General features: G+C 64.6%; 22 protein-coding genes. 5 read left to right on the forward strand and 17 right to left on the reverse strand.

The genetic code is table 11. From position 1 onward, the window contains the following. Genes HV701_RS11890 through HV701_RS11900 form a run of 3 tightly spaced genes read left to right on the forward strand, consistent with a single transcriptional unit; the run spans position 1 to position 3,508 of the window. A complete protein-coding gene (locus HV701_RS11890) occupies positions 1 to 1,008 on the forward strand; it encodes an ABC transporter ATP-binding protein (protein ID WP_175133230.1) in 1,008 nt (335 codons plus the stop codon). A gap of 37 nt (positions 1,009 to 1,045) precedes the next feature. Then, on the forward strand, positions 1,046 to 2,728 hold the full coding sequence (locus HV701_RS11895; RefSeq protein ID WP_175133231.1) for an ABC transporter permease subunit: 1,683 nt from the start codon (positions 1,046 to 1,048) through the stop codon (positions 2,726 to 2,728). Positions 2,729 to 2,746: 18 nt separating this feature from the next. Further along, positions 2,747 to 3,508, forward strand: coding sequence for a DeoR/GlpR family DNA-binding transcription regulator (locus tag HV701_RS11900; protein ID WP_175133232.1), 762 nt, complete (start codon positions 2,747 to 2,749; stop codon positions 3,506 to 3,508). Positions 3,509 to 3,515: 7 nt separating this feature from the next. Here the strand turns inward: HV701_RS11900 and HV701_RS11905 are convergent, their stop codons facing one another. The 4 genes from HV701_RS11905 to HV701_RS11920 all read right to left on the reverse strand — a co-directional run bounded on the left by HV701_RS11905 (position 3,516) and on the right by HV701_RS11920 (position 8,064). Further along, positions 3,516 to 4,517 carry a Bug family tripartite tricarboxylate transporter substrate binding protein gene (locus HV701_RS11905; protein ID WP_175133233.1) on the reverse strand — a complete coding sequence of 334 codons (1,002 nt, stop codon included), beginning with the start codon at positions 4,515 to 4,517 and terminating at the stop codon, positions 3,516 to 3,518. A 153-nt stretch (positions 4,518 to 4,670) separates the two neighbouring features. Then, on the reverse strand, positions 4,671 to 6,266 hold the full coding sequence (locus HV701_RS11910) for a rhodanese-like domain-containing protein (RefSeq protein WP_175133234.1): 1,596 nt from the start codon (positions 6,264 to 6,266) through the stop codon (positions 4,671 to 4,673). Between the two features lie 2 nt (positions 6,267 to 6,268). After that, positions 6,269 to 7,471 (reverse strand): cystathionine beta-lyase, encoded by a 1,203-nt coding sequence (gene metC / locus HV701_RS11915; RefSeq protein WP_175133235.1) that lies wholly within the window; start codon positions 7,469 to 7,471, stop codon positions 6,269 to 6,271. A gap of 5 nt (positions 7,472 to 7,476) precedes the next feature. Next, complete coding sequence (locus HV701_RS11920) at positions 7,477 to 8,064, reverse strand: cysteine dioxygenase family protein (RefSeq protein ID WP_175133236.1); 588 nt, start codon at positions 8,062 to 8,064, stop codon at positions 7,477 to 7,479. A 128-nt stretch (positions 8,065 to 8,192) separates the two neighbouring features. Between HV701_RS11920 and HV701_RS11925 the strand changes: the two genes are divergently transcribed. Further along, positions 8,193 to 9,074, forward strand: a complete 882-nt coding sequence (locus HV701_RS11925) for a LysR substrate-binding domain-containing protein (RefSeq protein WP_175133237.1) — start codon at positions 8,193 to 8,195, stop codon at positions 9,072 to 9,074. 45 nt (positions 9,075 to 9,119) lie between these two features. Here HV701_RS11925 and HV701_RS11930 read toward each other — a convergent pair whose 3' ends face one another. From HV701_RS11930 to HV701_RS11965, 8 genes are all read right to left on the reverse strand, one after another. Continuing rightward, positions 9,120 to 10,124, reverse strand: coding sequence for an asparaginase (locus HV701_RS11930; protein WP_175133238.1), 1,005 nt, complete (start codon positions 10,122 to 10,124; stop codon positions 9,120 to 9,122). Further along, entirely contained in the window at positions 10,117 to 11,034 is a 918-nt protein-coding gene (locus tag HV701_RS11935) for a ParB/RepB/Spo0J family partition protein (protein ID WP_006389566.1), read from the reverse strand. Before HV701_RS11935 ends, HV701_RS11930 begins: the two co-directional genes overlap by 8 nt. Before the next feature lie 44 nt (positions 11,035 to 11,078). Continuing rightward, positions 11,079 to 11,900: a GNAT family N-acetyltransferase gene (locus tag HV701_RS11940; protein ID WP_175133239.1), complete on the reverse strand. Its 822-nt coding sequence runs from the start codon at positions 11,898 to 11,900 to the stop codon at positions 11,079 to 11,081. 9 nt (positions 11,901 to 11,909) lie between these two features. Then, the gene (locus HV701_RS11945) at positions 11,910 to 12,707 is read right to left on the reverse strand and encodes a ParA family protein (protein WP_175133240.1); all 798 of its coding nucleotides are present in this window, start codon (positions 12,705 to 12,707) and stop codon (positions 11,910 to 11,912) included. Continuing rightward, positions 12,704 to 13,393 carry a 16S rRNA (guanine(527)-N(7))-methyltransferase RsmG gene (gene rsmG, locus HV701_RS11950; RefSeq protein WP_175133241.1) on the reverse strand — a complete coding sequence of 230 codons (690 nt, stop codon included), beginning with the start codon at positions 13,391 to 13,393 and terminating at the stop codon, positions 12,704 to 12,706. The genes HV701_RS11945 and rsmG overlap by 4 nt, the downstream gene beginning before the upstream one ends. Continuing rightward, on the reverse strand, positions 13,390 to 15,309 hold the full coding sequence (gene mnmG / locus HV701_RS11955; protein WP_175133267.1) for a tRNA uridine-5-carboxymethylaminomethyl(34) synthesis enzyme MnmG: 1,920 nt from the start codon (positions 15,307 to 15,309) through the stop codon (positions 13,390 to 13,392). The genes rsmG and mnmG overlap by 4 nt, the downstream gene beginning before the upstream one ends. Positions 15,310 to 17,800: 2,491 nt before the next feature. Next, complete coding sequence (locus HV701_RS11960) at positions 17,801 to 18,007, reverse strand: cold-shock protein (protein WP_006389561.1); 207 nt, start codon at positions 18,005 to 18,007, stop codon at positions 17,801 to 17,803. A 232-nt stretch (positions 18,008 to 18,239) separates the two neighbouring features. Continuing rightward, on the reverse strand, positions 18,240 to 19,274 hold the full coding sequence (locus HV701_RS11965) for an AbrB family transcriptional regulator (protein ID WP_175133242.1): 1,035 nt from the start codon (positions 19,272 to 19,274) through the stop codon (positions 18,240 to 18,242). 114 nt (positions 19,275 to 19,388) lie between these two features. On the opposite strand from HV701_RS11965, the gene HV701_RS11970 reads away from it, so the two are divergent. Next, positions 19,389 to 20,555, forward strand: coding sequence for a pyridoxal phosphate-dependent aminotransferase (locus HV701_RS11970; RefSeq protein WP_175133243.1), 1,167 nt, complete (start codon positions 19,389 to 19,391; stop codon positions 20,553 to 20,555). 157 nt (positions 20,556 to 20,712) lie between these two features. Here HV701_RS11970 and HV701_RS11975 read toward each other — a convergent pair whose 3' ends face one another. The 5 genes from HV701_RS11975 to HV701_RS11995 form a co-directional block, all read right to left on the reverse strand. After that, positions 20,713 to 22,239: a tripartite tricarboxylate transporter permease gene (locus tag HV701_RS11975; RefSeq protein WP_175133244.1), complete on the reverse strand. Its 1,527-nt coding sequence runs from the start codon at positions 22,237 to 22,239 to the stop codon at positions 20,713 to 20,715. Next, on the reverse strand, positions 22,236 to 22,673 hold the full coding sequence (locus HV701_RS11980; RefSeq protein ID WP_175133245.1) for a tripartite tricarboxylate transporter TctB family protein: 438 nt from the start codon (positions 22,671 to 22,673) through the stop codon (positions 22,236 to 22,238). Before HV701_RS11980 ends, HV701_RS11975 begins: the two co-directional genes overlap by 4 nt. A gap of 116 nt (positions 22,674 to 22,789) precedes the next feature. Next, positions 22,790 to 23,788 carry a Bug family tripartite tricarboxylate transporter substrate binding protein gene (locus HV701_RS11985; protein WP_175133246.1) on the reverse strand — a complete coding sequence of 333 codons (999 nt, stop codon included), beginning with the start codon at positions 23,786 to 23,788 and terminating at the stop codon, positions 22,790 to 22,792. 109 nt (positions 23,789 to 23,897) lie between these two features. Further along, entirely contained in the window at positions 23,898 to 25,274 is a 1,377-nt protein-coding gene (locus HV701_RS11990) for a sensor histidine kinase (protein WP_254595162.1), read from the reverse strand. Between the two features lie 97 nt (positions 25,275 to 25,371). Beyond that, positions 25,372 to 26,049, reverse strand: coding sequence for a response regulator (locus HV701_RS11995; protein WP_175133248.1), 678 nt, complete (start codon positions 26,047 to 26,049; stop codon positions 25,372 to 25,374). Positions 26,050 to 26,235 lie beyond the last annotated feature (186 nt).

Below are 26,235 nucleotides of genomic sequence, written 5' to 3' on the forward strand. Positions count from 1 at the left end.
ATGTACCTGGAATTGCGCGGAATCCGCAAGACCTTCGACGGCGCGGTGGCGCTGGAAGGCATCGACCTGTCCGTCGGCGAGCACGAATTCGTCTGCCTGCTGGGCCCCAGCGGCTGCGGCAAGACGACCCTGCTGCGCATCGTCGCCGGGCTGCTGCCCTTCGACAGCGGTACCCTCACGCTGGGCGGACGCGACCTGTCGGCGCTGCCCGCGCGCAAACGCGGCTTCGGCATCGTGTTCCAGTCGTATTCGCTGTTCCCCAACATGACCGTCGCCCAGAACGTGGGCTACGGCCTGCGCATCCGCGGCGAAGGCCGCGAGCGCATCGACGCGCGCGTGCGCGAATTGCTGGCGCTGATCAAGCTGCCGGATTATGCACAGCGTTATCCCCATCAGTTGTCCGGCGGCCAGCAGCAACGCGTGGCGCTGGCGCGGGCACTGGCGGTGGATCCCGCGCTGATCCTGCTGGACGAGCCGCTGTCGGCGCTGGATGCGCGCGTGCGCACCGACATGCGCGCCGAGATCCACGAGGTGCAGCGTCGCCTGCAGATCCCCACCATCATGGTGACGCACGACCAGGAGGAGGCGCTGACGCTGGCCGACAAGATCGTCTGCATGAACGATGGCCGCGTCGAACAGGTGGGATCGCCGTCTGACCTGTACCTGCGGCCGCGCACGCGTTTTGTCGCCAACTTCGTCGGCTTGAGCAACCTGTTGCCGACCGACTGGGTGCGCGAGGCCATGCCAGCGCTGCTGGCGACCCGGCCGGATGGCGCCAGCGAGCGTTTCGAGGCGTGTCTGCGGCCGGAGAGCCTGCGCATCGCCGCCGATGAACGCGGACCGGGGCGCGTGCGCGAGATGACTTTCATGGGCAACCTGACACGCGTGCGGGTGGACTGGCGGGGCCGCGAATTGCTGGTCGAACAGCAAGGCGCGGCGGGCCTGTCGCGGGGCACGCCGGTGCGCCTGGACATGGCGCCGGAACAATGCGCCTGGGTTCATGTATGAACGTATCCGCCACGCCGATTCGCGCGGGAGCCCGGACATGAATACCGCTCGTATCGACGCCACCGCTTCGTCCCGCGCCAGCCGCGCGCCCGCATCGCTGGATCGGCTGTTGCTGTGGGCCTGCGTCGGCATCCCGATGACGGGCCTGGCGCTGTTTTTCCTGTATCCGTTGGCCACGGTAGGCTGGCGCAGCCTGGTGGAAAAGGACGGCGGCATCGGCCTGGGCAATTACACCGAGGTGTTCGCCACGCGCGGCATCCTGACCGCCACCGCCAACAGCCTGACGATGAGCGCGGCCACCACCGCCGTCAGCCTGCTGCTGGGTTTCGCCATTGCCTTCGGCTTGGACCGCAGCCGCATGCGCGGCAAGGCTTTCGTCAAACTGGCGCTGGTGCTGCCGCTGCTGGCGCCGTCGCTGGTGCAAGGGCTTGGACTGATCTTCATTCTCGGCCGCAATGGCCTGGTGCACCGCTGGACCGGTTGGGAGATCGACATCTACGGCTTCTGGGGACTGCTGATCTCGAACGTGTTCTATGCCCTGCCCCAGGCCGTGCTGATTCTGCAGGCGGCGCTGCGCAACACCGACGCGCGCTATTACGATGCGGCCGAGGTGATGGGCGCGTCGAGCCTGCGGCAGTTCTTCGACATCACGCTGCCAAACTGCAGGTTCGGTCTGTTGAGCGCGGCCTTCGTGGTGTTCGTCATCACCATCACCGACTTCGGCAATGCCGCGGTGATCGGCGGCAACTACCGCGTGCTGGCCACCGAGATCTACAGCCAGGTGTCGGGCCAGATGAATTTCGGCATGGGCTCGGTGGTCGGCATCCTGCTGCTGCTGCCGTCGCTGATCTCGGTGCAGATCGAGCGCGTGGCCTCGCAGCGCCAGTTCGGCGCCGCCTCGCCCAGCGGCCTGCGCGTGACGCCGCAATCGGCGCGCGGGCGCGACCTCGCGTTCACGCTGGGAGTGTCGCTGTGCGCGGGCGCCATCGTGGCGACGGTGGCCACGGTGGTGTTCGCCAGCTTCATGCGGCTATGGCCGTACCGTATGGAGTGGACCCTGAAGCACTACGACATCACGGTCAGCGGCGGTTATGCGCCACTGTGGACATCGCTGTACCTGTCGCTGGCGGCCGCGGCCGGTGGCGTGCTGTTGCTGTTCTTCCTGACCTTCGGGGTGTGCCGCATTCCACGTGTCTGGGCCAAACTGGTCTACCTGGTATCGGTGCTGCCCGTGGGCGTGCCGGGACTGGTGCTGGGGCTGTCCTATATCTTCGCCTTCAACTCCCCTTCCACGCCGCTCTACGCGCTGTATGGCAGCGCCGCGCTGATCGCGCTTTGCAACTTCTACCACTATCACACGCAGGGTTTCCTGACGATGATGACCGGCATGCGCGCGGTGCCGCAGGCCCTGGAGGAAGCGGTGAGCTGCCTGGGCGGCGGCACCGCGCACGTGCTGCGCGACGCGGTGTTGCCGCAAATAGGCGCGACGGTGCTGGGCGTATTCTTCTTCCTGTTCATGCGTTCCATGGTGACGCTGTCGGCGGTGATATTCCTGGTGACGCCGTCAATCAGCGTGGCGCCCGTTTCCGTACTGCGGCTGGACGAAGCCGGCTTCGTCTCGCAGGCCGCGGCCTATTCGACGCTTATCATGCTGGTCGTAGGTGGTTCGCTGCTGGCGATGCGCGCGTTGATCGCGCTGCCGGCGCGGCGCCGCAAATAAGATTAGGAAGCATCCGATATGTGGCAAGAAGAGCGGTATCAGAGAATCCGCGCCCTGCTGTCTTCGCTGCAGCAGGTATCGACCGACCGTATCGTCGGTGAACTGGGCGTATCGCGGGAGACGGTCCGGCGCGATCTGCTGGAACTGGAGGCCATGGGCGAGTTGCGCCGCGTGCATGGCGGCGCCGTGCCGGTGCATAGCGAGCCGCCGATCACCGAACGCGTGCACACCCGCGTCAAGTACAAGCGCGCCATCGCGCGCGCCGCCGCCGGGTTGGTGGCCAGCGGCCAGACGCTGTTCCTGGACGCGGGCAGCACCACCAGCACACTGGCCGATGAGCTGGCCAAGCTGAGCGGGCTGACCATCATCACCAATTCATTCGATGTGGCGCTCAAGGTGGGCGCCGCCGGCCATGGCGCCAACGAACTGATCATGCTGGGAGGCTCGGTGGGCGGCCCGGTCTGCGCCACCGCCGGCGACATCACCATCGCCGAGATCCACCGCTACCGCGCCGACGTCGCGCTGCTGTCGCCGGTGGGCGTGGACGCAGAATGCGGCGCCACCAGCTACGACCTGCGCGAGGCCGAAGTGGCCCGCGCCATGGCGGCCAACGCCAAGCAGCGCATCCTGCTGGCCGACTTCAGCAAGATCGGCCTGTGCAGCCGGGTGTCGTATTGCGAGGTCAATCGCATCGACCACCTCATCACCAACACCCAGGCACAGAAGCAGCCTGCGTTCGCGGCCCTGGCGGCCGCGGTCGGCAAGCTGCTGGTGGTATAGCGGCGCGTCAGTCGACCGACACCCCCGCCACCTTCACCATGTCGGCCCAGTACGCGGTGTCCTGCTGCAACCGCTTGCCGAACGCGTCGGGCGCACTGCCCACGGGCTGGCTGCCGCCAGCCCGGATTTTGGCGATCACATTGGGCGACTTCATCGCCTGCGCCACGGCCTGCGCCAGGTAGGCAACACGCTCGGGCGGCGTCCCCGCCGGCGCGAACAGGCCGTACCAGTCGTCGGCCGTGATGCCATCCATGCCGGCCTGGCCAAGCGTGGGCGCGCCCTTGAAGATGCCGATGCCGTTCTCGTGGCTGAGCGCCAGGATGCGCAGCTTGCCGGCCGTGACCATCGGCTCGGCCGAGGCCGGCGAGGTGATCAGCATGTCGACGGTGCCGCCCATCAGGTCGGTGATGGCGGGCGCGGCGCCGCGATACGGCACGTGCACCAGCTTGACGTTGGCCTTCTGCGACAGCAGCGCCCCCATCAAGTGGCTCATCGTGCCGTTGCCGGGCGTGGCGTAGGTGATGACGTCCGGCTGCTTGCGCGCGGCGTCCAGGTAGTCGCCCAGCGACTTGTAGGCGCTTTCGCTGCGCGCCACCAGCACCAGCGGCGCCGAGGTGATCTGCGAGATCGGCACGAAGTCCTTGAGCGGATCGAAACCGACGTTCTTGTACAGGCGCGGGTTGACCGCCATGACGCTGGTCTGCGACATCACCAGCGTATAACCGTCAGGCTTGGCGCGCGAGACCTGTGACGTGCCAACGTTGCCGCCGGCGCCGGAGCGGTTTTCCACCACGACGCTCTGGCCGGTGATGACGCCGAGTTCCTGCGCGATCAGGCGTGCCACGCCATCGTTGCCGCCGCCGGGCGGGAATGGCGACACCACGGTAATGGCCTGCCTGGGATAGTCGGCCAGGGGCGCGAGCGCCTGGGCATGGGCATTGAGTCCCCACGCCAGGCAGGCCAGGGCGGCGGCGGTCTTGCATGCATGTTGCACGATGTACTTGTTCATCGGTATTTCCCCTTGTGGTTGGCGGCCGGATGCTCGGCCGTCCATTGCATTCCGGTTCGCCATGAACCGTCCGCGCCCCGCCGGCAAAGCGCCGGGGCGTGCTGATCGGATGAAGCGTTTCACCCGGCCGCCGTGGCGGCCGAGCTGCGATGGTTATCCTGCCGGGAAGCGATAGGCGGCGCGCTCGCGCGCGTCGATCTGCCTGACCAGATTGGTTTCCCAAGCCAGGTACTGACGCGCGGCGGCCTTATTGCCGTCGTGGCGGTCATGTACGAAAAACAGGTAGTCGATGCAATCCCGGTCGGCCGGTTCGTCGGGCGTCGCAACCAGGGGGATGCCGGCGGCCGACCAGCTGGCCGGCGTGCCCAGGTTTACCGCCACATCGTGCGCACCGAGCGCGCGCAGATCGGCCACGGCCCAGGCGGCCACGGCGCGTTCGTCGGCCAGCAGCACCAGCGGCTGCGACGGCGCCAGCGCCAGGCCGGCAAAGCGCGGCCGGATCGACCATTGCGCCCCCGCGATATGCTGGGCGCGATAACGCATGCTGGAACGGATATCGATCAGCCGCGCGCCCCGCGCCTGCGCCGCGGCCAGAGCGCGATCATCCAGCAGCCGCAGGGCGGGCTCGACCGGCGGCGCGACCGGTGCTGGAAGGTCGGCGGCCAGGCCTTCCTTGAGCACACATGCGTCCCAGCCCATCTGGCACAGCCAGCTGGCCACCACCGGCGCGCGCACGCCTTCGCCATCGAACACCACGATGCGGGCGCCGCGCACGGCCAGGTACTGGTCGGTGGCCTGGATCAACTGGCCACCCGGGGCATGCTGCGCGCCGGGCAGCGAGCCTTGCGCGTATTCCTCGGCGCTGCGCACATCGCACAGAAAGGTGCTGCGGGCCGTGTCGCCCAGCCAGGCCCGCACCTGGGCCGCGTCCACGATCGGCACGCCGTGGCGTTCGGCCAGGCCGGCCGAGCGTTGCGCCAGCGCGGGCAGGTCTTGCGGCGCGATGGCCTCGTCGTAGCGGCGGCTGGCGCCGTGGTCGAGCCTGAAGTCCGCCAGATACCAGCCCTGAGTGCCGTTTTCCAGCGCATAGACCGGATTGGGCACACCCAGGTTGATCAGCGTCTGCGCGCCAATGATGCTGCGCGTGCGGCCAGCACAATTGACCACGATGGTGGTGCTCGGGTCGCGCGCCAGGGTGTGGGCGCGCAGCGCCAGTTCGCCGTTGGGGCAGCAGATGCCGCCGGGGATGCTCATCTTCTGGTATTCAGCGTAGGGCCGGCCGTCGAGCACGATCAGGTTGTCGCCGCGGCGCTGGCGCTCGGCCAGTTCGGCCGCGCTGATGCGCGGCGTATGGAAGACCTCTTCAGCCAGTTCGCCAAAAGTCTTGCTGGGTACGTTGACGCCGGCGAACGTGGCATAGCCATCGCGCTGCCATTGCGCGATGCCCCCGGCCAGGCGATAGACACGGGTATAGCCCAGCGCGCGCAAAGCCGAGGCCGCGCGCAGGGCGACGTCATCCTCGGCGCCGGCGTCATACACCACCAGGCGCACATCGCGGCGCGGCGCCAGCCGCGCGATGTCGGCTTCCAGGCGGCTGAAGGGCACCGGCGCCGCATAGAACAGGTGGGACTCGCCATACTGGCCATGCTCGCGCACGTCCAGCAACGCGATCTCGTCGCCGTCGTGCAACCAGCCTTTGAGCGTGTGCGAGTCGATGTCGGCCAGCGTCGGGTGGGAAGGGGAATGCATCATCAAATCCGCAGGGAATCGGGAGAATGGGAATTCAAGGCTGGCCGCAGTTGGTCCAATGCCTGTTCGAGATCGGCAATCAGGTCGTCCGGATCTTCAAGCCCGATATGCAGGCGCAGCATGGCGCCATGCGGGGCGACAGGCAGGGACCGGGCCTTGGCCAGATTGACGGGAATCACGAGGCTCTCGAAACCGCCCCAGGAGGCGCCGATGCCAAACAGGCGCAGGGCATCGATAACGCGCTCCATGTCTGCGTCGGTGATGCCCGCGGCGAACTCCAGCGTCAACAGGCCATTGGCGCCTGAACATTCGCGCCGCCAGACCGTATGCGCGGGGTCGCCGGGCAAGGCCGGGTACAGCACGCGCGCCACCTGCGCCCTGCCCTGCAGCCATTGCGCCACGCGCAAGGCGCTGCGGGCATGCTGCGCCAGGCGCAGCGGCAGCGATCGCATGCCGCGCAGCACCAGGAACGCATCGTCGGCGCCGACGGTCTGGCCGAAATCGATACTGGCCCGTTCCAGCGCGCGCCATGCCCGGACATTGGTCACGACCGCGCCCATCATCACGTCGGCATGTCCACCCAGGTATTTGGTGGCCGCCAGAATCGAGATATCCGCGCCCAGCGCCAGCGGCTGGCACAGCAAGCCGGACGCCCAGGTATTGTCCACAGCCAGCCAGCACCCATGGCGCCGCGCCAGATCGGCCATCTGTCGCAAGCCGGGCATCTCGTAAGTGAGCGAGCCGGGCGACTCGGCATAGATCATGCGTGTGTTGGGACGCAGCAACTGCGCCAGGCCGGCGCCATCCGGCGGGTAGAAGGTGACCTCGATGCCCAGCCGCGCCAGGTGCTCGGCGCAGAAGCGCCGCACCGGTTCATATACCGCGTCGGTCACCAGCACATGATCGCCGCTGCGCAGATAGGCCAGCAGCACGGTGGCGATGGCGGCCTGTCCGGTCGGGTACAACTGGGCGCGATGGCCCTGCTCCAGCTCGACCAGCGCGTCTTCCAGCGCGTGCGTGCTGTCGGTGCCGCGCGCGCCATATGACGCCAGGCGTTCCTGTTCGCGGCGGGCGCGGGTGTCACGCCAGGCCGCGACGCTGTCGAACACATAAGTGCTGGCGCGCGTGACCGGGGTATTGACCCAGCCGGCGTGGGGACGCCCGGCGCGCAGCAAGCGCGTCGCGGGCCGCAGGGGCTTGTTCATGGCGGTCAGCGGCGGGTCTGCACGCCGATCGGCATGACTTTGCAGGTCCCGGCGGCCAGGTCGAAGGCCAGCCGTTCGTTCAGCGTTTCAAGGGCGCGGCCATACATGTGCAGGTGACGGATCACGCTGTCGCCCTGGATCTCGACCGCGTGGATATCGTCGGGCATGAGCGCAATGCCGGCGCCCGGCCCGACCACCACGGTGCCGCGTTGCTTCAGGTGACCGACGCCGGGCACCGAGCCATCGTCGGTGCGATCGTAGACGTAGTTGTATTCGACCCCTTCGACGGCCGCGATACAGGCCCAGGTGGTGTGGTTGTGCGGCACGATCTGCTTGCCGGGCCGCATCACGTTCAGGTAGAGCGCGTAACTTTTGTCGGCGTCCTCGCTGATCAGGTAGCGCGCCTGGCGCTCGCCGTCTTCCGGTGCCGGGTAGCGGTCCTGGGCCCACCAGTCGGTGTGGCCCGCCAGGCCGATGAGTTCGTCCAGCACCACCTTCAGGCTGTCGCGGTTCAGCCCCTTATTTCCTAAAGTATTTTTAATATTTCCGACGGCGCTGTCGATGCCGTGCTGATGGGGATGCGGGGTGCTCACGATGACTTTCTCTCTTGTTTCACGAGTTATTACAGTCACTGTATCGTCGAGCGTCGGCGCCAACAATTTAAATTGCCTTAATATTCCATAAGCATCTCTAATGTATTTAGGCGATATCCCCGTTCCTCATGCGTAATCTCGATCTGGACCTGCTGCGTACGTTGACCGCGATCGCGCGCTACGAGACCTTTTCCGAAGCCGCCAACCGGCTGCACAAGACCCAGTCGGCCGTGACCCAGCAGATGCAGCGCCTGGAGGCGACCCTTGGCCTGCCCCTGTTCGAAAAGCAAGGCCGCAACAAGACCCTGTCCACCCATGGCAGGCGCCTGGTGGAATATGCGCGCCACATGCTGGCCATCAATGATGAAGCCCTGCGCGCGCTGCAGGACGGCCCGCTGGAGGGCGACCTGCGGCTGGGCGCGCCGCTCGACGTGGCCGACACCATCCTGCCGACGCTGCTGACCCATATCGCGCGCTCGGCGCCGCGCGTGAAACTGGAGATCCGCACCGACCGCAGCCCTATCCTGATGGACGCGCTGCGCGCGGGCGAGCTGGACCTGACGATCTCGACGCGCTTCGACCAGGATTTCGAAGGCGTGGCGTTGCGCACCTCGCCCACGGTGTGGCTGGCCTCGGCCGACTATGTGCATGACATGAATGCGCCGGTGCCACTGGTGCTGGCCGACGAGCCCAGCATCTTCCGCCGCCTGGCGTTGACTGCGCTGGAACAGGCGCAGGTGCGGTGGCACACCAACTACGTCGCGCCCAACCTGGTGGGCATCAAGGCCGCGCTGCGGGCGGGCCTGGGCGTGACGGCGCGCAGCGTGGAACTGCTGGCGCCGGAAATGCGGGTGCTGGGAGAAAAGGAAGGCCTGCCGCCGCTGCCGGACGTGACCTACTTTCTGTGGATAAGACGTGACCTAATCAATCCACTGACGCGACAGGTCTACGATATGCTGCGCACCAGCCTGGGGCTGGCGCACGGCGCTGACGCATCGCCCGATCCGTAAGGGCGACGGGCACGCAAGGCATGCCCGCGAATGCCACGGATCGCCTCAATAGCGATCGAAGCAGCGCTGCAGGACCGTAGTGTCACGCGTTATGCACAGCGCCAGCATCAACAGGATGCGGGCCTTCTGCGGATTCAGGTCGGCAGCGGCGACGAAGCCGAGCGCGGCGTCGTCGAGTTCGACGTCACGCGCGACAAAACCGCTGCCGGTACGGCTGGAACGCACCACCGCGACGCCATTGGCCGCGGCCCGCGTCAAGCCGTCGATGGCCAGATCGGTGGCGTTGCCATCGCCCACCCCGGCCAGCACGATGCCTTCGGCCTGGCTCGCGATGAAGTCAATGACGTCGCCCTGGAGATCGGCGTGCGCATAGACGATATCCACGCGCGGCCAGCCGGCTTTTTCCAGCAATGCGAGTGAAAACTCACTTTGTGTCGTGTGGACCGTGGTGTTGCGCGAATAGAAACATGGCGTGCCGCCGTGCATCACACCGGCGCGCCCCCGGTTGGGCGAGGCGAAGGCATTGATGCCGGCGCAGGCGATCTTCTGGATTTCGCGCGCGTAATGCACGTCTTCGTTCATGACGACCAGCGGGCCACGCCCGCGCGCGTCGGGATGGCGCGCCAGCGCCACCGCGTTGTACAGGTTGGCGGGGCCTTCGGCGCCGAGCGCCGTGGCCGGCCGCATCGCGCCCACCAGCACCACGGGTTTGTCATGGCGGACCACCAGACTGAGGAAGTAAGCGGTTTCCTCAAGCGTGTCGGTGCCGTGCGTGATGACGATGCCGGCAACGGAATGATCCGCGCACAAGGCCTCGACCCGCTGCGCCAGCGCGCGCCAGACGCCGTGCGTCATGTTCTGGCTGCCAACGTTGGCGACCTGTTCGGCACGGATATCGGCCAGGCCCGCCAATTGCGGCACCGCGGCCAGCAGGTCGCCCACCGAGAACGAACCAGCCTTGTAGCCGGCGGACGTGGCGTCGGCCTGGGCGCCGGCGATGGTGCCGCCCGTGGCCAGCACCGCGATGACGGGCAACGCCTGCTCAGGCATCGACCACCCCGGACAGGCCCTGGCGTTCGAGCAGCGAGTTCAGATGTTCCCAGCCGTGGAAATCAATCACGATCTGGCCCTTTTCCTTGGCGCCGACCTTGAGCGCCACGCGCGTGCCGAGATGATCGGACAGGGCCTCTTCCAGGCGCGTCAGGTCGCGCGAAACGCCGTTGGCCTTCTTCTTGGGCGAGGCCGCGCTCTCGGCTTCCTTGGCGGTCTTGGCGACCAGCTTTTCGGCTTCGCGCACCGACAGGCGGCGCGCGATGATCTGGTTGGCCAGCTGGATCTGCGTGGCGGCATCCACCGCCAGCAACGCGCGCGCATGGCCCATGTCGACGTCGCCGGCCAGCAGCATGGTCTGCACGGCGGACGCCAGGTTCAACAGGCGCAGCAGGTTGCTGGTGGCCGAACGCGAACGGCCGATGGCCTGGGCGGCCTGCTCGTGGGTCAGGCCAAATTCGTCCAGCAGGCGGCGCACGCCATGCGCCTCTTCCAGCGGGTTCAGGTCTTCGCGCTGGATGTTCTCGATCAGCGCCATGACGGCCGCGTTCTCGTCGGCGACTTCGCGCACCAGCACCGGCACTTCCTTCAGACCGGCCAGTTGCGCGGCGCGGAAACGGCGCTCGCCCGCGATGATCTCGTAATGGCCGGGCGCATCGCCCAGCGCGCGCACCAGAATGGGCTGCATGATGCCTTGTGTGCGAATCGACTCGGCCAGCTCGCCCAACGCGCCCTCGTCCATGCGGGTACGCGGCTGGTACTTGCCGGCTCGCATCTTCGAAACAGGCAAGGTGGACGGCAAACCCTCGGGCTTGGCCGGGGCCTTGCCGATGTTGTCGATGGCGGGCGCATCGGCGCCCAGCAAGGCGTCAAGTCCGCGACCCAATCCCTTGGGTTTCTTGGTGGCCATAGTTAAATCCTCTTTCCTTCTGTTTTTGGTATCCCGAACCGGGCTCAGGCGGCCGCCTGCTCGGCGGGCAGGCGGTACCAATACGCGTAACAGTCTTTGAATCCGTAGCGGTCATACAAAGCGCGCGCGGCGGTGTTTTGTGGCTCCACCTGCAGATAGGCCGTGGTGGCGCCGTTTTCGGCGCACTCGGCCAACAGGTGCTCGACCAGCCCCGCCGCGTGACCCTTGCGCCGCTGCGCCGGGTCCGTCACCACATCGAACAGGCCCGCCAGGTCACCATCGCGCACGGCCATGCCACCGGCCACGCAGGCGCCCGCGGCATCGAAAGCCAACACCGGCAGGATATCCACCGCCAAGCCTTCGAGCCGCGCCTGGTGCTCGGCCACATGCTCGGCACGGGCGGCGCGCATGCCTCCGACCGCCGCCGCGAAACGGGCAGGGTCCACTGTCCTGAAAAGCAGATCGCCCCGGGCGGGCGGCCGGGGGGCGAGCGGCATGCTCATGACTCGGGTCTCTTCGGTAAGGAGGTAGCCCCGGGAGGCCAGCTCGGCGTCCAGGGCGAAATCAGGGCCGATGGAGGTCAGGCGCAGCACCATGGGCAAGCCATGGCGCGCGTACAACGTTGAACAATACGCCAGCCGCTCATCCAGCGGACGTGTGGATAACCCCAGCACGTTGATGCTGCGCACCCGCTTGGCCGACGATGGCGCGAACCGCACCAGCCAGCCGTCGTACAGCACCTGCGCGCGCACCGCCGTGGCGTTGAGCGCGGCCTCTTCCAGGCGCGCGCGCAGCGTGTCCCGCAGGTCGCGGCGCGGCGGGTGGGAACGGACGGCGTCCGGAGGAAGAGGCATGACAGCGGACATGCGGATGTGTCAGTTGAGTTCGCGCACGCGTTCGATCATTTCGGCGCCGAACGAGATGTACGCCTGCGCGCCGCGCGAGGCGCGGTCGTAGATCACGCCCGGCATGCCGTAGCTGGGTGCTTCGGCCAGGCGCACGTTGCGCGGCACCACGGTCTTGAAGACCTTGTCGCCAAAGTGCGATTCGAGCTGCGCCGACACCTGCTGCTGCAGGGTCATGCGCGGATCGAACATCACGCGCAGCAAGCCGATGACGCGCAGGTCGTCGTTGATATTGCGATGCACCCGCTTGATGGTGTTGACCAGGTCGGACAGGCCTTCGAGCGCGAAGTACTCGCACTGCATGGGAATGATGACGCCATGCGCCGCGGCCAGGCCGTTCAGCGTCAGCAGCGAGAGCGTGGGCGGACAATCGATCAGCACGAAGTCATACTGCGTGGCGACGGTATCGATGGCGGCCTTGAGCTGGCGCTCGCGCTGGTCCATCTGCACCAGGTCGATTTCCGCGCCGGACAGTTCGCGGTTGGCGGGCAGCACGTCGTAGCCCCCCGACTCCGAACGCACGCGGGCCTGCTCGATGGTGGCTTCGCCGATCAGCACCTGGTACAGGTTCGACTCGAGGGAATTCTTGTCGATGCCGCTGCCCATGGTCGCATTGCCCTGCGGATCCAGGTCCACCAGCAGCACGCGTTGCTTGTGCGTGGCCAACCCGGCCGCCAGGTTGATGGCGGTGGTCGTCTTGCCGACACCGCCCTTCTGGTTGGCGATGCAGAAAACGCGGGCGGTCGAGCTGGGGGGTAAGTTCTTCATAGGGTTCCTTGACTACGGCGCATCCAGATCAGGCAGCGTTCGGCTTGCAGCTCCGGCACCTGGAGCGGCTGAATATGGTCGACCTGCCATTGCCCATGCGCGTGCAGCGCCTGGATCTCTTCATCCGGGACCTTGCCCTTCATGGCGATGAGGGTACCATCGTTGCCCACATGTCGGCCCGCGAGCATCGCAAAATCCTCCAAGGAAGCGAAGGCACGCGACGTCACAATGTTGCAACCGGCCGGTTCCAGCGTCTCGATGCGCGCGTGACGCGCCTGGAGATTGGGCAGCGCCAGGACGCCGCTCATCTGCCGGACGAAGGCGGTTTTCTTTTCCACGGCGTCGACGCAGGTCACCGACCACTCAGGCCGCATGATGGCCAGGACCACGCCAGGCAGGCCGCCACCGGAGCCGACGTCGTATACCTTGGCGGGCGTGCCGGGCGCGCCCAGCGCTGCGCTGAACGGCCCCACCGCGGCCAGGCTGTCGAACAGGTGCTGCACCAGCATCTGTTGCGGGTCACGGATCGCGGTCAGGTTGTAGGTGCGATTCCAGCGCTGCATCTGCGCCAGGTAGTCGAGCAGCTTGGCCGTGGCCGCGGCGTCGGCCTGCAAGCCCAGTTGCTCGAAGGCATGGGCGAGGCGGCCGGCCATGTCCGCGCCGGCCGGGTTGGCATGGGCGCTCATGCGGCTTGCTTGCGCGAGCCGTAATGCAGGCGCTTCAGGTGGATGAGCAATAGCGAGATCGCCGCCGGCGTCACGCCGGAGATACGCCCGGCCTGGCCGATGGTCTCGGGCCGGTGCGTCTTGAGTTTCTGGCGCACTTCGAACGACAGGCTCGTCACGGCGTCGTAATCGACGTCATCCGGAATTCGCTGTTGCTCGTGCGCGATCTGTTTCTGGACCTCGTCCTGCTGGCGGGCGATATAGCCCGCGTATTTCACCTGGATTTCGACCTGCTCGGCCAACACCTCGTCGGCCGCCACCCCCGGGCCGGCCAGCAGCGTGCCGTCGGTGTTGCGGGCGGCCATCAGCGCTTCATAGGAAACATTGGGCCGTTTCAGCAGATCTGCTAGTGAGTACTCACGTTCAATTGCCTTGCCCAGCAGAGGCTCGGCCACTTCCTGCGGCAGCACGCGCGGATTGACCCAGGAGGACTTGAGCCGTTCGACTTCGGCGGCCACCGCGTCCCGCTTGTGGTTGAAGGCATCCCAACGGATATCGTCGACGATGCCCAGCTGGCGGCCGATCTCGGTCAGGCGCAGATCGGCATTGTCCTCGCGCAGGCTCAGACGATATTCGGCGCGCGAGGTGAACATGCGGTACGGCTCGGTCACGCCGCGCGTAACCAGGTCATCGACCAGAACGCCCAGGTAGGCTTCATCGCGCCGCGGCGTCCACTGTTCGCGATCCAGCGCCGACAAGGCGGCATTGACCCCGGCCAGCAGACCCTGCGCGGCGGCTTCTTCGTAGCCGGTGGTGCCATTGATCTGGCCGGCGAAATACAGGCCGGCTATTGCCTTGGTTTCCAGCGTGCTCTTCAATCCACGTGGATCGAAGTAGTCATATTCGATGGCGTAGCCAGGGCGCAGGATATGGGCGTTTTCCAGGCCGGGCAAGGAATGGATCAACGCCAGCTGCACATCGAATGGCAGGCTGGTGGAGACGCCGTTGGGATAGACCTCGTGCGTGTCCAACCCTTCCGGCTCCAGGAAGACCTGGTGTGATTCCTTGTCGGCGAAACGATGGATCTTGTCCTCGATCGACGGGCAGTAGCGCGGGCCCACGCCCTCGATGACGCCGCTGTACATGGGCGAACGATCCAGGCCGCCGCGGATGATGTCGTGGGTGCGCGTGTTGGTATGCGTGATCCAGCACGGCAACTGGCGGGGGTGCATTGCCACGTTGCCCAGGTACGAGAACACCGGGATCGGATTCAGGTCACCCGGTTGTTCTTCGAGGATGCTGTAGTTGATACTGCGGCCGTCGATGCGCGGCGGTGTTCCGGTCTTCAGGCGTCCCTGCGGCAATTGCAATTCTTTCAGGCGCTGGCCGAGGGAAATGGCAGGCGGGTCACCGGCGCGGCCGCCGGAGTAGTTCTGCAGCCCCACGTGGATCAGGCCATTCAAAAAGGTGCCCGCGGTCAGGACCACGGTCTTGGCCCTGAACTTCAGACCAACCTGGGTCACGGCGCCGACCACACGATCGCCCTCCACCATCAGGTCTTCCACCGCCTGCTGGAACAGCCACAGGTTGGGCTGATTCTCGAGCCGCCCGCGAATCGCCTTGCGGTACAGGACCCGGTCGGCCTGCGCCCGGGTTGCCCGGACGGCTGGCCCCTTGGAACTGTTCAGGATGCGGAACTGAATCCCTGCCTCGTCAGTGGCCAGGGCCATGGCGCCGCCAAGGGCGTCGACTTCTTTGACGAGATGCCCCTTGCCGATCCCGCCGATGGAGGGATTGCAGGACATTTGGCCTAGGGTTTCGATGTTGTGGGTCAGTAGCAGCGTCTGGGCGCCTGTGCGCGCCGCAGCCAGCGCCGCTTCGGTACCGGCGTGACCGCCTCCGACGACGATGACATCGAATTCGCGGGGATAATCCATGATGGGGAAGGTAAGAGAGCGTTCGGTGCTCATTATAGAGGCAGGGTCAGCATGTTTCACGTGAAACATGGGTCGGCCAGGAAAAGCGGCGTAAACATGTACGCCAGGCGTGCGGAATGACAACGCCAAGTCGGGCAATCGGGTGTTGAGTGCGGCAAGTTACGGTCAATCCCGCTAGCGTTAAGCAACAGACATCGCGGCGGCGGGAACCATGCCCTGAAGTTGCACCAGTTTTCCGAGTCAAACATGGTTCAAATATGTCGGCATCTGCCGGTGTCTTGCGGATGTTCCACGTGAAACAGCGGTGCTATCCCGCTACCCCTGAGGCTGTTTCACGTGAAACATCCGAGATATCAATCAGATCACCGTGTCCAAGACAGGTCATCAAAGGACCGCGAGTGCTTGCCAGACATAGAAACCTTGTCTTCGCCCTACCCCTTGATGGAGCGCCCGATGTTCCACGTGAAACATCAGCATCAAGAGTGATACCTCTACGGTTGAGCAACGGTGTCTGATCGAGGGCGAAACCCCGGGGCAGCAATGAACCAACTGCGATGTTTCACGTGGAACATACGAAGGGGCTATACCAACAGTTGCTTCCCTGTGCAAAAAAATCGAGAGCAGGCCCATCTATCTATCAACTCGGCAGAAAGATAGTCGTGCCGGTACGGGCCAATGCCACTTGCCGGGCAGAATGAACGCGAACACATACCTCTTAATACCCTGGTTGAAGAGCTCAGCAAATGGGGTGTTTCAGGTGAAACACGTGGCACCGCCGGAACTGCCGGTACGGAGCAGAACCCAAGTCCGAAGAGCGGACCAGGAGCCGCACCCTCATTCCAGAGCGATAGGCGTAGACACAACGACAAGACGTTTCACGTGAAACTGAGAAATAAAGTGATGTTTTGCGCCCTACCCTACCCCTACCCCCAAAAAAGATCTTTTTCCTCATGAAGATCCCACCGAATATCCCCTTGGTGCGCGATCCCGAGACTTCAGCCATTCGAGCATTTCCTGGCGGGGCGATGACCCACAACCGTCACTCAGCTGAAACATCGGCCGTCTATGAAAAGAGCCGCGCGAGAATTCCGGGAATACGCACAGGCGCCGTCGCACCGCCAATAAGTATGGGGCAACCGCATCGGCCTCAATCAAGACCGTCTTGCTAGATCAACACGGTCGTGATTTCCGTGACCAATTTGTCCACATACCCTCGTGGCCAGAAATCTGGAATATGATTCGCACCCGTCGCGCAACCCTTGCCCCGTGAAACCGTATTGCCGGCGACTTATCAACAGTGACATTCACATGCCCGTTGGCGCCAGTTTCACGTGGAACAACTTTGGGGATAACTTGCCTGCGCGAGGGAGAACGCACCGGGCCGTATGACGGTATCTGGCCTCGCAACGTGCTGTCGCGATAAATGCCCAGATCCAGGAAAACACACAAAAGCGCAACCCTGCCCAGGAGAAGCGTGCTCCGCCATGCCCGCGGGTGGTTCAACGCGGCGACCCGGATTGACGCTCCTGCGGCGGCCGCAACCCTTTGCGCAGCAGTGGACAAAAATGTGGATAAACCCGGACTATCGACCCGATAAGGAACTTCGGCGTGACGTTTCAGTCCAATCGCCGCCGGCCTTCATCCGAGGTTTATCCACACCCCGCCACGCGCCCGGAGATGCCGTTCTCCATGCCGGTAGCGTATCGGCAGCCCGCGCGATTCCACTTTTATCTTGCCCGTGTCGGCCAGGTTATGCCATCGTCCTTTCGGACGAGGCATTTCGGCCAACCGCAAACATATCCGTCCGGCTGTGGAAAACCTTGCAGCTCGAGCGGCTAGCCGCGTTCTGTCATGCTTGGATCTCGCCTTCAGACCTGCCACTGATCATGGCAGAAAATCTTCCGGTAATAATTGTTCGGTCCTGTTCCAAATGCGTTGCAACATGAATATCCCCATTTCTATCCACAGCTTGCGCACCCATCTTTCGGCTATCTCGGGTGTCAATCTGTGCATAACCGTGGTGGGGATATCTCTGTGAACAACCGGACTCGACAAGGCCGATGATCGGCTCAATCGCGCTCTCCGTACCACACGCCCCGGCCCAGCCAGCATCGCCGCGAACGGCAAGAAAAGAGGTAAGGGCCTGGATTTATTGGGAAAAATCCATGTTTCACCGGAAACCTATTGAGCCTGCTGGCCTCAAATCCCCTCGTCCGACCTGAGCCGGTCCATGAATACGCGCGGACATGAAAATGTGCAAAACCACTGCCACACCATGGCTTTGCTTCAATACTACGCACCGAAATCGCCGCGGCCAAAAATAATTATCCACAAACTTATCCAAGGTAAGAGAATAAGTTAGTGAACACTAACAGACGGTGAGGAAGCGGGAAATAATCATGGCCCAGATGAAACAACGCCCCAGACCTTGCGGTTCTGGGGCGTTGCGGCCAGGCCTTGCCTGGCGGACGGGAAATTGGGATTTCCCGATTTAGAGCGGGCGAATTTCGGCCGCTTGAGGTCCTTTCGGACCATCCTTGACTTCGAATTCGACTTCCTGCCCTTCGTTCAGGCTGCGATAGCCGCGGCCCTGGATGGCGGAAAAGTGTGCGAAAACATCGGTACCGCCGGCGTCCGGCGTAATGAAACCGTAACCCTTGTCAGCGTTGAACCACTTAACTTTGCCCTTCTGAGCCATTTTCCTAGCGTCCTGTAATTAACGAGATGCAATGAATCAAGGACGCCGTGAGAACTGAACGACCGGTAGGGATACCTGCGTTGCTGCTGCGTTCTCGCATGCCGCAAAAAGCGGCGAACGAGTCCGCGCGCTGCTTGAATCAACTGCGGAACCAGCATACTCATCCCACATTACAGCGTCATATTGTTGTTTTCCCCAATGTCGTATTTTTCTGACTGGAAGCCCGATACCGCTACGCGGAATTTGCCTGGCGCCGCGCCAGCCACGCGTACAGGGGGCCGGTGACAAGCACCACGAACACCATGCGCGTCACGTGAAATGCGGTCACCACCGGCACGCCCAGCTGCAGCACCTTCGCCGTGATCGCCATCTCCGCAATCCCCCCAGGCGTGGTGCCCAGGATCAAGGTCGGTATGGGCGCGGCGGACCACAAAGAAAGCAAGGCGCCCAGGCCAAAGGCCAGCCCCATCGCCACCATGGTGAAGGCCGCCACCACTGCAATGAAGCGCGGCGCCGCGCGGAAGAAGTCGGGCCGGTAGCGGTCGCCCAGCGACCAGCCAATGAGCAATTGCCCGACCTTCGGCACATAGTCTGGCAATGCCGACAGCTCGATGCCGCATGCGGTCAACGTCATTGCAACCAGCATCGGACCCAGCACCCATGGATTGGGCCAGCGCAGCTTCAGGAAGCCCAGCCCGCCGACACTCGTCAACGCGACCAACGCCGCCAGGCCGGCGGCATCCACCGTGCGTGGCCCCGGCACGGTCGGATCCAGCCCTGCCACTCCCCACCACTGAAAGATGAACGGTACCGTGACGACCACCAGCAAGACACGCACGCTGTGCGCGGTGGCCACGCGATCGATACGGGCGCCGTGCCGCTCGGCCAGGCTGGCCATTTCGCTGGCGCCGCCAATCGCCGAGGCGAACCACGCGGTCTTGAAATCGGCGTCGGTGTAGCGTCGCAACAGCACCGTGCCAATGCACGCCAGCCCCAGTGCGAACAACATGCCGACAATGATGGGACCGGCATTGCTGCCGATATGCCCGATCACCTGCGGCGTGAAATACAGGCCCAGCGAAGTCCCGATGACCCATTGCCCGGCGTTGCGCGCCGGCCGCGGACAGAAGGTGCCACCGCCAGCGATGCGCACCGCCGCCGTCAACAGCAGCGCCCCCAGCATCCACGGCAGGGGCATATGCGCCCATACCGCCAGCAACGCGCCAGCCAATGCGATCGCCAGTCCGGCCAGAATCCTGTACCCCATGTTTTGCGCCACGCCACCGCCCACGCCATAAGCTCACGAGAATCCTGAATTATGAGTTAGTGGGATACTTACGAAAACTCTCGAGCACATACCGCGTTCCTTTTCGCGTCCACCATGATCCGATCCAAACTTCCCGACGTCGGCACCACCATCTTCACCGTCATGAGCCGCCTGGCCATCGAGCACCAGGCCATCAACCTGGGCCAGGGCTTCCCTGACTTCGATCCTGATCCCGCCCTGTGCGCGCTGGTCACCCAGGCCATGGCCGACGGTCATAACCAATATCCCTACATGCCCGGCGTGGCGCCGCTGCGCCAGGCCATCGCCGCCAAGGTGCAGGCCCTGTATGGCCATGCCTATGATCCCGAAACCGAGATCACCGTGACCAGCGGCGCGACCGAAGCGCTGATGGCCACCGTGCTGGCCGCCGTCGGCAGCGGCGACGAAGTCGTCGTCATCGAGCCGTGCTACGACTCGTACCTGCCCGCCATCCGCCTGGCCGGCGGCACCGCCGTGCCGGTGCCGCTGCGCGCGCCCACCGCGGACGACCCGTACTACCGCATCGACTGGCAGCGCGTTCGCGATGCCATCACGTCCAAGACCCGCCTGTTGATGCTGAACTTTCCGCACAATCCGACGGGCGCCGTGCTGGACGATAGCGACCTGGATGCCCTCGAAGCCATCGTGCGCGATACCGGAGTGCTGCTGGTGTCGGACGAGGTCTATGAACACATCGTGTTCGACGGCAAGCCGCATGCGAGCGTGGCACGCCGTCCGCTGCTGGCCGAGCATGCCTTCGTGATCTCGTCGTTCGGCAAGACCTACCACACCACCGGCTGGAAGATCGGGTACTGCTGCGCGCCGCGCCAGCTCAGTGCCGAGCTGCGCAAGGTGCACCAGTTCATGGTGTTCACGGTACCGTCGCCGATGCAGTTCGCGCTCGCCGAGTTCATGCGCGATCCCAAGCCCTACCTGACGCTGCCGGCCTTCTACCAAGCCAAGCGCGACCGCCTGGCGCAAGGCCTGGCCAAGACGCGTTTCAAGCCACTGCCCAGTCCCGGCACGTTCTTCCTGCTGGCCGATTACAGCGAGATCTCCAGACAGGGCGAAGCCGACTTCGCCCGCGATCTCACGGTGCGCCACGGCGTCACGGTGATTCCGGTTTCCGCTTTCTATCAAAGGCCCGATGCGGCCGAGTCGAATCACCGCATCGTGCGCTTCTGCTTCGCCAAGCAAGATGCCACGCTGGACGCGGCACTGGAACGGTTGGCGCGGGTCTGACGGCAGGCATCACGCAGAGGAAAGCGTCCGCGCCTTCCTCGAATCAGCCGGGAATGGCCACGGCCAAAAAAAAGGAGCGCCGCAGCGCTCCTATGCAATAACCGGTGCGTCGCCCGATGCAGGCAGGCCCTGACGGGCGGGCCTGCACCGGCCAGCATCACACCGATTCGGCGGCAATCTTCCTGGCCTTGCGCAAGCGGCGCAGAACCTGCGGCACCACGACCACCGAGGCCGCCGCCACCCACAACCCGATGGCGACCGGGCTGCCGAACAGCACCGAGACATTGCCGTCGGTGATCGACAAGGCGCGGCGCAGGTTCTGTTCCATCATGTCACCCAGCACCACGCCCAGTACCAGCGGCGCCATGGGCACACCGAACTTGCGCAGGAAATAACCCAGCGTACCGATGCCAGCCACCAACAGCAGATCGAAAGTGCCGGCGTTGATGGCATACACGCCGATATAGCTGATGCAAAGGATGCCCGGCACCATCAGCCAGCCCGGCACAGACAGCACCTTCGAGAACAGGCGCACCATCGGCACGTTCATGACGAACAGCAGCACGTTGGCGACGAACAGCGAAGCGATCAGGCCCCACACCAGCTCCGGCTTGGTGTCGAACAACACCGGCCCCGGCGTGATGTTGTAGAGAGTCAGCGCCCCCATCATCACCGCGGTCGTGCCCGATCCCGGCACGCCCAGCGTCAGCATCGGCACGAACGAGCCGATGGCCGACGACGTGGCGGCGGCTTCCGGAGCGACCAGCCCGCGCAAATCGCCCTTGCCGAACTTGGCATTCGGGTCCTTGGCCTCGATGATGCGCTTCTCTTGCGAATAGGCGACGGCCGCGGCAACACTGGCGCCCGCGCCAGGCAGCACGCCCACGCCGAAACCGACGAAGGCGCTGCGCACCACGCTCCACCAAGTGAACGCCAGTTCCTTCAGATTGAACAATTTGCGGCCACTGGACTTGACCTCGACACTCTGGCCCGCCGCCACTTTCTCGAGCATTTCCAGCATCTCGCTGACCGCGAACAGGGCGATCACCACCACCACGAAATCGATGCCATCGGCCAGATGCACGGAATCGAAGGTATAGCGGTATACGCCCGAGTTTGCGTCCACGCCGATCACCGAGATCGACAGGCCGATCATGGCCGCCAGCACGCCCTTGATCGGTTCCTTGCCAAGCAGGCTGGTCAGGCAGCAGAAGGCAAACACCATCAGCACGAAGTATTCGGCCGGACCGAAGGCCAGCGCCCACTTGGCCAGCAGCGGCGCCAGCAGGATGATGCCCACCACCGATACGATGGCGCCGAAGAACGCCGACCAGGCCGACAGGGACAGGGCCACATTGGCCAAGCCCTGGCGCGCCAGCGGATAACCGTCCAGCGTGGTCATGATGGCGCTGGCCTCGCCGGGCACATTCAGCAGGATCGAGGTGATGCGCCCGCCATACTCGGCGCCCACATATACGGCCGCCAGCAGAATCAGCGCGGTTTCGGGCGGCAGATTCATGGCGAAAGCGATCGGGATCAGCATCGCCACGCCGTTGATCGGCCCCAGACCCGGCAGTACCCCCACCATGGTGCCGAAGAACGAACCGATCGCCGCCACCAGGATGTTGGTCCAGGAAAACGCCACGCCGAAGCCGATCGACAGATGATCAAGAATGCCGCTCATATCAGGTTCTCCAGCAGCCCGCCGGGCAGGACCACGTCCAGCACCTTGTCGAACAGGACGAAAAAGAAAGCGCTCATGACGATGCCGCCGATGGCGCACTTGGCCCAGCCGCCGCCGAACAGCCGGCCGACGAACACAGTCATCAACGCGGTCGCAATGACGAAACCGAGCCACTGGAACAGGAATGCGTAGGCGGTGGCGAACGCCACCATCAACACGATGCGGCTATTGGCCCCCGCGGGGTTCGGTTCGACCGCATTGCCGCCTTTGTAGGCCAGGCGCAGTCCGCACAGGCCGATGATCAGCGCCAGCAGCAGCGGGAAGGCGCGCGGGCCCACCGGCTCATAGGCGAACGGCGCTTCGATGCCCCATCCCGCCCAGGTCATGAAGGCAGCCAGCGCAAGCGCCGCGATGCCCAGAGTTCGATCGTTCATGATCAGCTTTCCGTTGGTAGAGAGACCGCGCGGCGCGCGCCTGTCCTGGCCGCCGGCAGCGGCCGGCGGCGCGGGATGCGGGCACGCCCGCGCGATCGGAAGGCAAGCCTCGCGGCTTATTTCTTGATCAGGCCGAAGCTATCGGCCAATTCGGCGTACTTCTTGACCTGATCCTTCACGTAGGCGTCCAGCTCCGGGCCGGTCTTGTTGAAGGGGAACAGGCCCTGCTGCTCGCGCAACTTGGCGAACTCGGGCGCGGCGCCGACGCGGTTGAAGGCGTCGACCCAGAACTGGTAATCGGCGTCCGACACCTTGGGACCGACGTAGAACCCGCGAATGATGGGCCAGACGATGTCGTAACCCTGTTCCTTCGCAGTCGGCACGGTGCCCAGCTTGCCCGGCAGGCGTTGGTCGTTGAACACCGCCAGCACCCGGATGGGAGCGCCGCCCTCGAGCATGGTGAAGGCCTCGGCGGCATCGCCCATATAAGCCTGGATATGGCCACCGCGCAGCGCCGTCACGGCCTCGCCGCCGCCTTCGAAGGCAACGAAGCGCATCTTCTTGAAGTCCACGCCTGCCGCCTTGGCGGTCAGCGCGGCCTTCATCCAGTCCTGGCTGCCGACGGTGCCGCCAGCACCCAGCACGATCTTGGTCGGATCCTGCTTGAAGGCTTCCATCAGGCCCTTCAGGTCGGTGTACGGCGAATCATTGCGCACCACCGCCACGCCATAGTCGGTGCCGATGGCGGCCAGCCAGCGCACGTCGTTGACGTTGTATTTGCCGAATTTGCCCTGCGCCAGATTCAACAGCGATCCGCCCGAGAACGCGACGATGGTGCCGGGCTCGTTGGGATGCTGCGCCACGATGTTGTTGTAGGCCACGGCGCCAATGCCGCCGGGCATATAGACGATGCGCATGGCGCTCTTGAGCGCCCCGCTCTGCTTCAGGCCCTCCGTGGCCAGGCGGCAGGTCAGGTCGAAACCGCCACCAGGCTGGGCCGGCGCGATGCATTCCGGCCGGCGCGGTTCATCGGCGGCATGGGCGGCGCCCAGGGACAGGGTGATCGCGCCGAGCGCCGCGACAGCGGCCAGGCGCAGCTTGAGGCTGGTCTGCATTCTTGCGTCTCCGAATTTATAGGTCTAGGCAGGGCTGGCGATCAGGGTATGCCACCCGATCCAGGCCTTGCGGACGTAACCGTACAAAATCGAAGCTTTCCAAACCCTTTCAAAAACCGCTATTTTTTTGATGCGGCGCAGCATCCGCTGACGTTTCCAGGGAAAACACCAGCGCGGCGCGCAAGCCCGGCAGGGGCACGCGGTTTTCCAGCACGAGCCGGGCGCCCAGCAGTTCGGCAATGGTACCGACGATGGCCAGCCCGAGGCCGGCGCCAGGCTTGTTCTTGCCGGCGGCCCCCCGGCGAAAGCGGATGCCGGCCCGGGCGATATCCTCGACCGACATGCCCGGCCCGCTGTCCTCCACCGCCAGCCAGGCCTGGCCGTCAGCGGCCCGCACCTCCACGGTGACCACACCACCGGGGGCGGTGTAACGGATGGCGTTGTCGACCAGATTGCTGAGCGCCTCGCGCAACTGCCAGTCGACGCCCGGGACCACGACCGGGTCATCGCCGGCGTCCAGGCCGATGTCGATCTGCCGCGCGCGGGCGGTGGGCAGCAGGCTGCGGATGACCCCATCGGCCAGGTCTGCCAGGTCGACCGGCTCGGCCGCCAGGCCGCCTTCGGCCAGCGAAGCGTCTTTTGCGCGCGCCAGGGCCAGCATCTGGTTGGTGGTGCGTACCGCCCTGTCCAAGCCCTCCTGCATCGCCAGAAGGGCTGTACGGACCTCCTGGGGGCATGTTTCGCGCAAGGCATAGGCGGTCTGGGTCCGCAAAACCGACAATGGCGTGCGCAATTGGTGCGAGGCGTCGTCCAGGAACTGGCTCTGGACCCTCGCCTGGGCCGCGTAGCGGGCCATGTGGAGGTTTACGGCGGCGACCAGGGGTAGGACCTCACCAGGCATCTCGGACGCGCTGACGGGGCTTAAATCGTCCGCGGAACGCCCTTCCACTTCCTGGCGCAGCCGCTCGAGGGGACGCAGGGCCATGAAAACCCCCAGGACGATCACCAGCACGCTGATCAGGATCACGGCCAGATCGCGCTCGACCGAGCGCAGCAGCACCAGGTGCAGGAAGGCCTGGCGGCTTTCCAGACCCTCGGCGACCTGGACGATAACCCGTCCCCCTTTGTTCGCGTATAGCGGGGGATCCATGGCCCGGGCCAGGGCCGCAACCCGTACCGGCGCGCCCTGGTAGGTGGCGTAGAAAAACTGCGGCTCGCCCGAGACCAGCGGCTGGGCCGGCATGGGCAGCCCGGGATGGCCGATTTCGGCCAGCCCATCCTCGGTGGCGACCCGGTAGAACACGCTGCCATTGGCCGTCAGCTCGAAGAATTCCAGCATCAGGTACGGCTGCTCCATGGCTAATCCACCGCTGGCTGTGGATATGTTGTGGTCGATCGCGCGCAGCGCGCCGGCAAGCGAGCGGTCGTAGGCCATGTCGACCTGGTTGCGCAGTTGGTGGTTGGACAACCACAGGGCGCCCATCATCACCAGAACCAGCGTCGGAATCAGCCACCACAGCAACTGCGTCTTCAAGGTGCGGTTGCGTTTTTTTTTCCTGGAAACCGGGGTTTTTTCCGGAAAACTAGTTGTCAACAGCGTTCTCCAGGCAGTAACCCATGCCCCGCATGGTGGTGATCTGCACGCCGGTGTCCGCCAATTTTTTGCGCAACCGGTGCACCAGCACCTCGATGGCCTCCAGGTTGATATCGGCATCGTCCGTCACGATGCGATCCAGGATTTGCTGCTTGTTGATGGGTTCGCCACTTTTCTGGATCAGCACTCGCAGGACCGCGTGTTCACGTGGGGATAACTGCAAAGTCTGTCCAGAGACCGTGAATTTTTGTGCGGCCGTATCAAAAACCAGGTTTCCCAGGGTCAGCCGCGGATGTTCACGGCCCCGGCTACGGCGTACCAACGCCATCAGGCGCGCCTCCAACTCTTCCATGACGAAGGGTTTTGGCAGGAAATCGTCCGCGCCTTCATGAAGTGTCCCGATTTTTTCGGCCAGTGAATCGCGCGCGGTCAGGACCAGCACCGGCGTACGGTCGTCGCGCGCGCGAATCTTCGCCAGCAAGGTATGGCCATCCATGCCGGGAAGTCCCAGGTCAAGGATGACCGCATCGAATTCTTCGATTGCCAATCTTCTTTCGGCGACCAGTCCGTCATCGGCCCATTCGACCACAAAGCCGGCATGGCGGGCCAGGCTGCGCGAAAGCCAGCGGGCAAGTTCAGCTTCGTCTTCTATCAGGAGGATGCGCATGGACGGAGTCCGGGGGGGTGTGGCTGGGAGGTAGGAGAAAGCATGTTTGTCTTTTCCCTGTATTTCTCTTTATATAAAGACTAATGATTAATAAGGCCTGTGGATAACTACCTTAACCTTGAAAACCTGTTTTTTTTCATCGACTTGCGGCCGTTTTTGGCTGTGCAAGAACTCTGTGTGGGAAAA

The organism is Achromobacter pulmonis, from assembly GCF_902859765.1.
GTDB classification, from domain to species: domain Bacteria; phylum Pseudomonadota; class Gammaproteobacteria; order Burkholderiales; family Burkholderiaceae_B; genus Achromobacter; species Achromobacter pulmonis.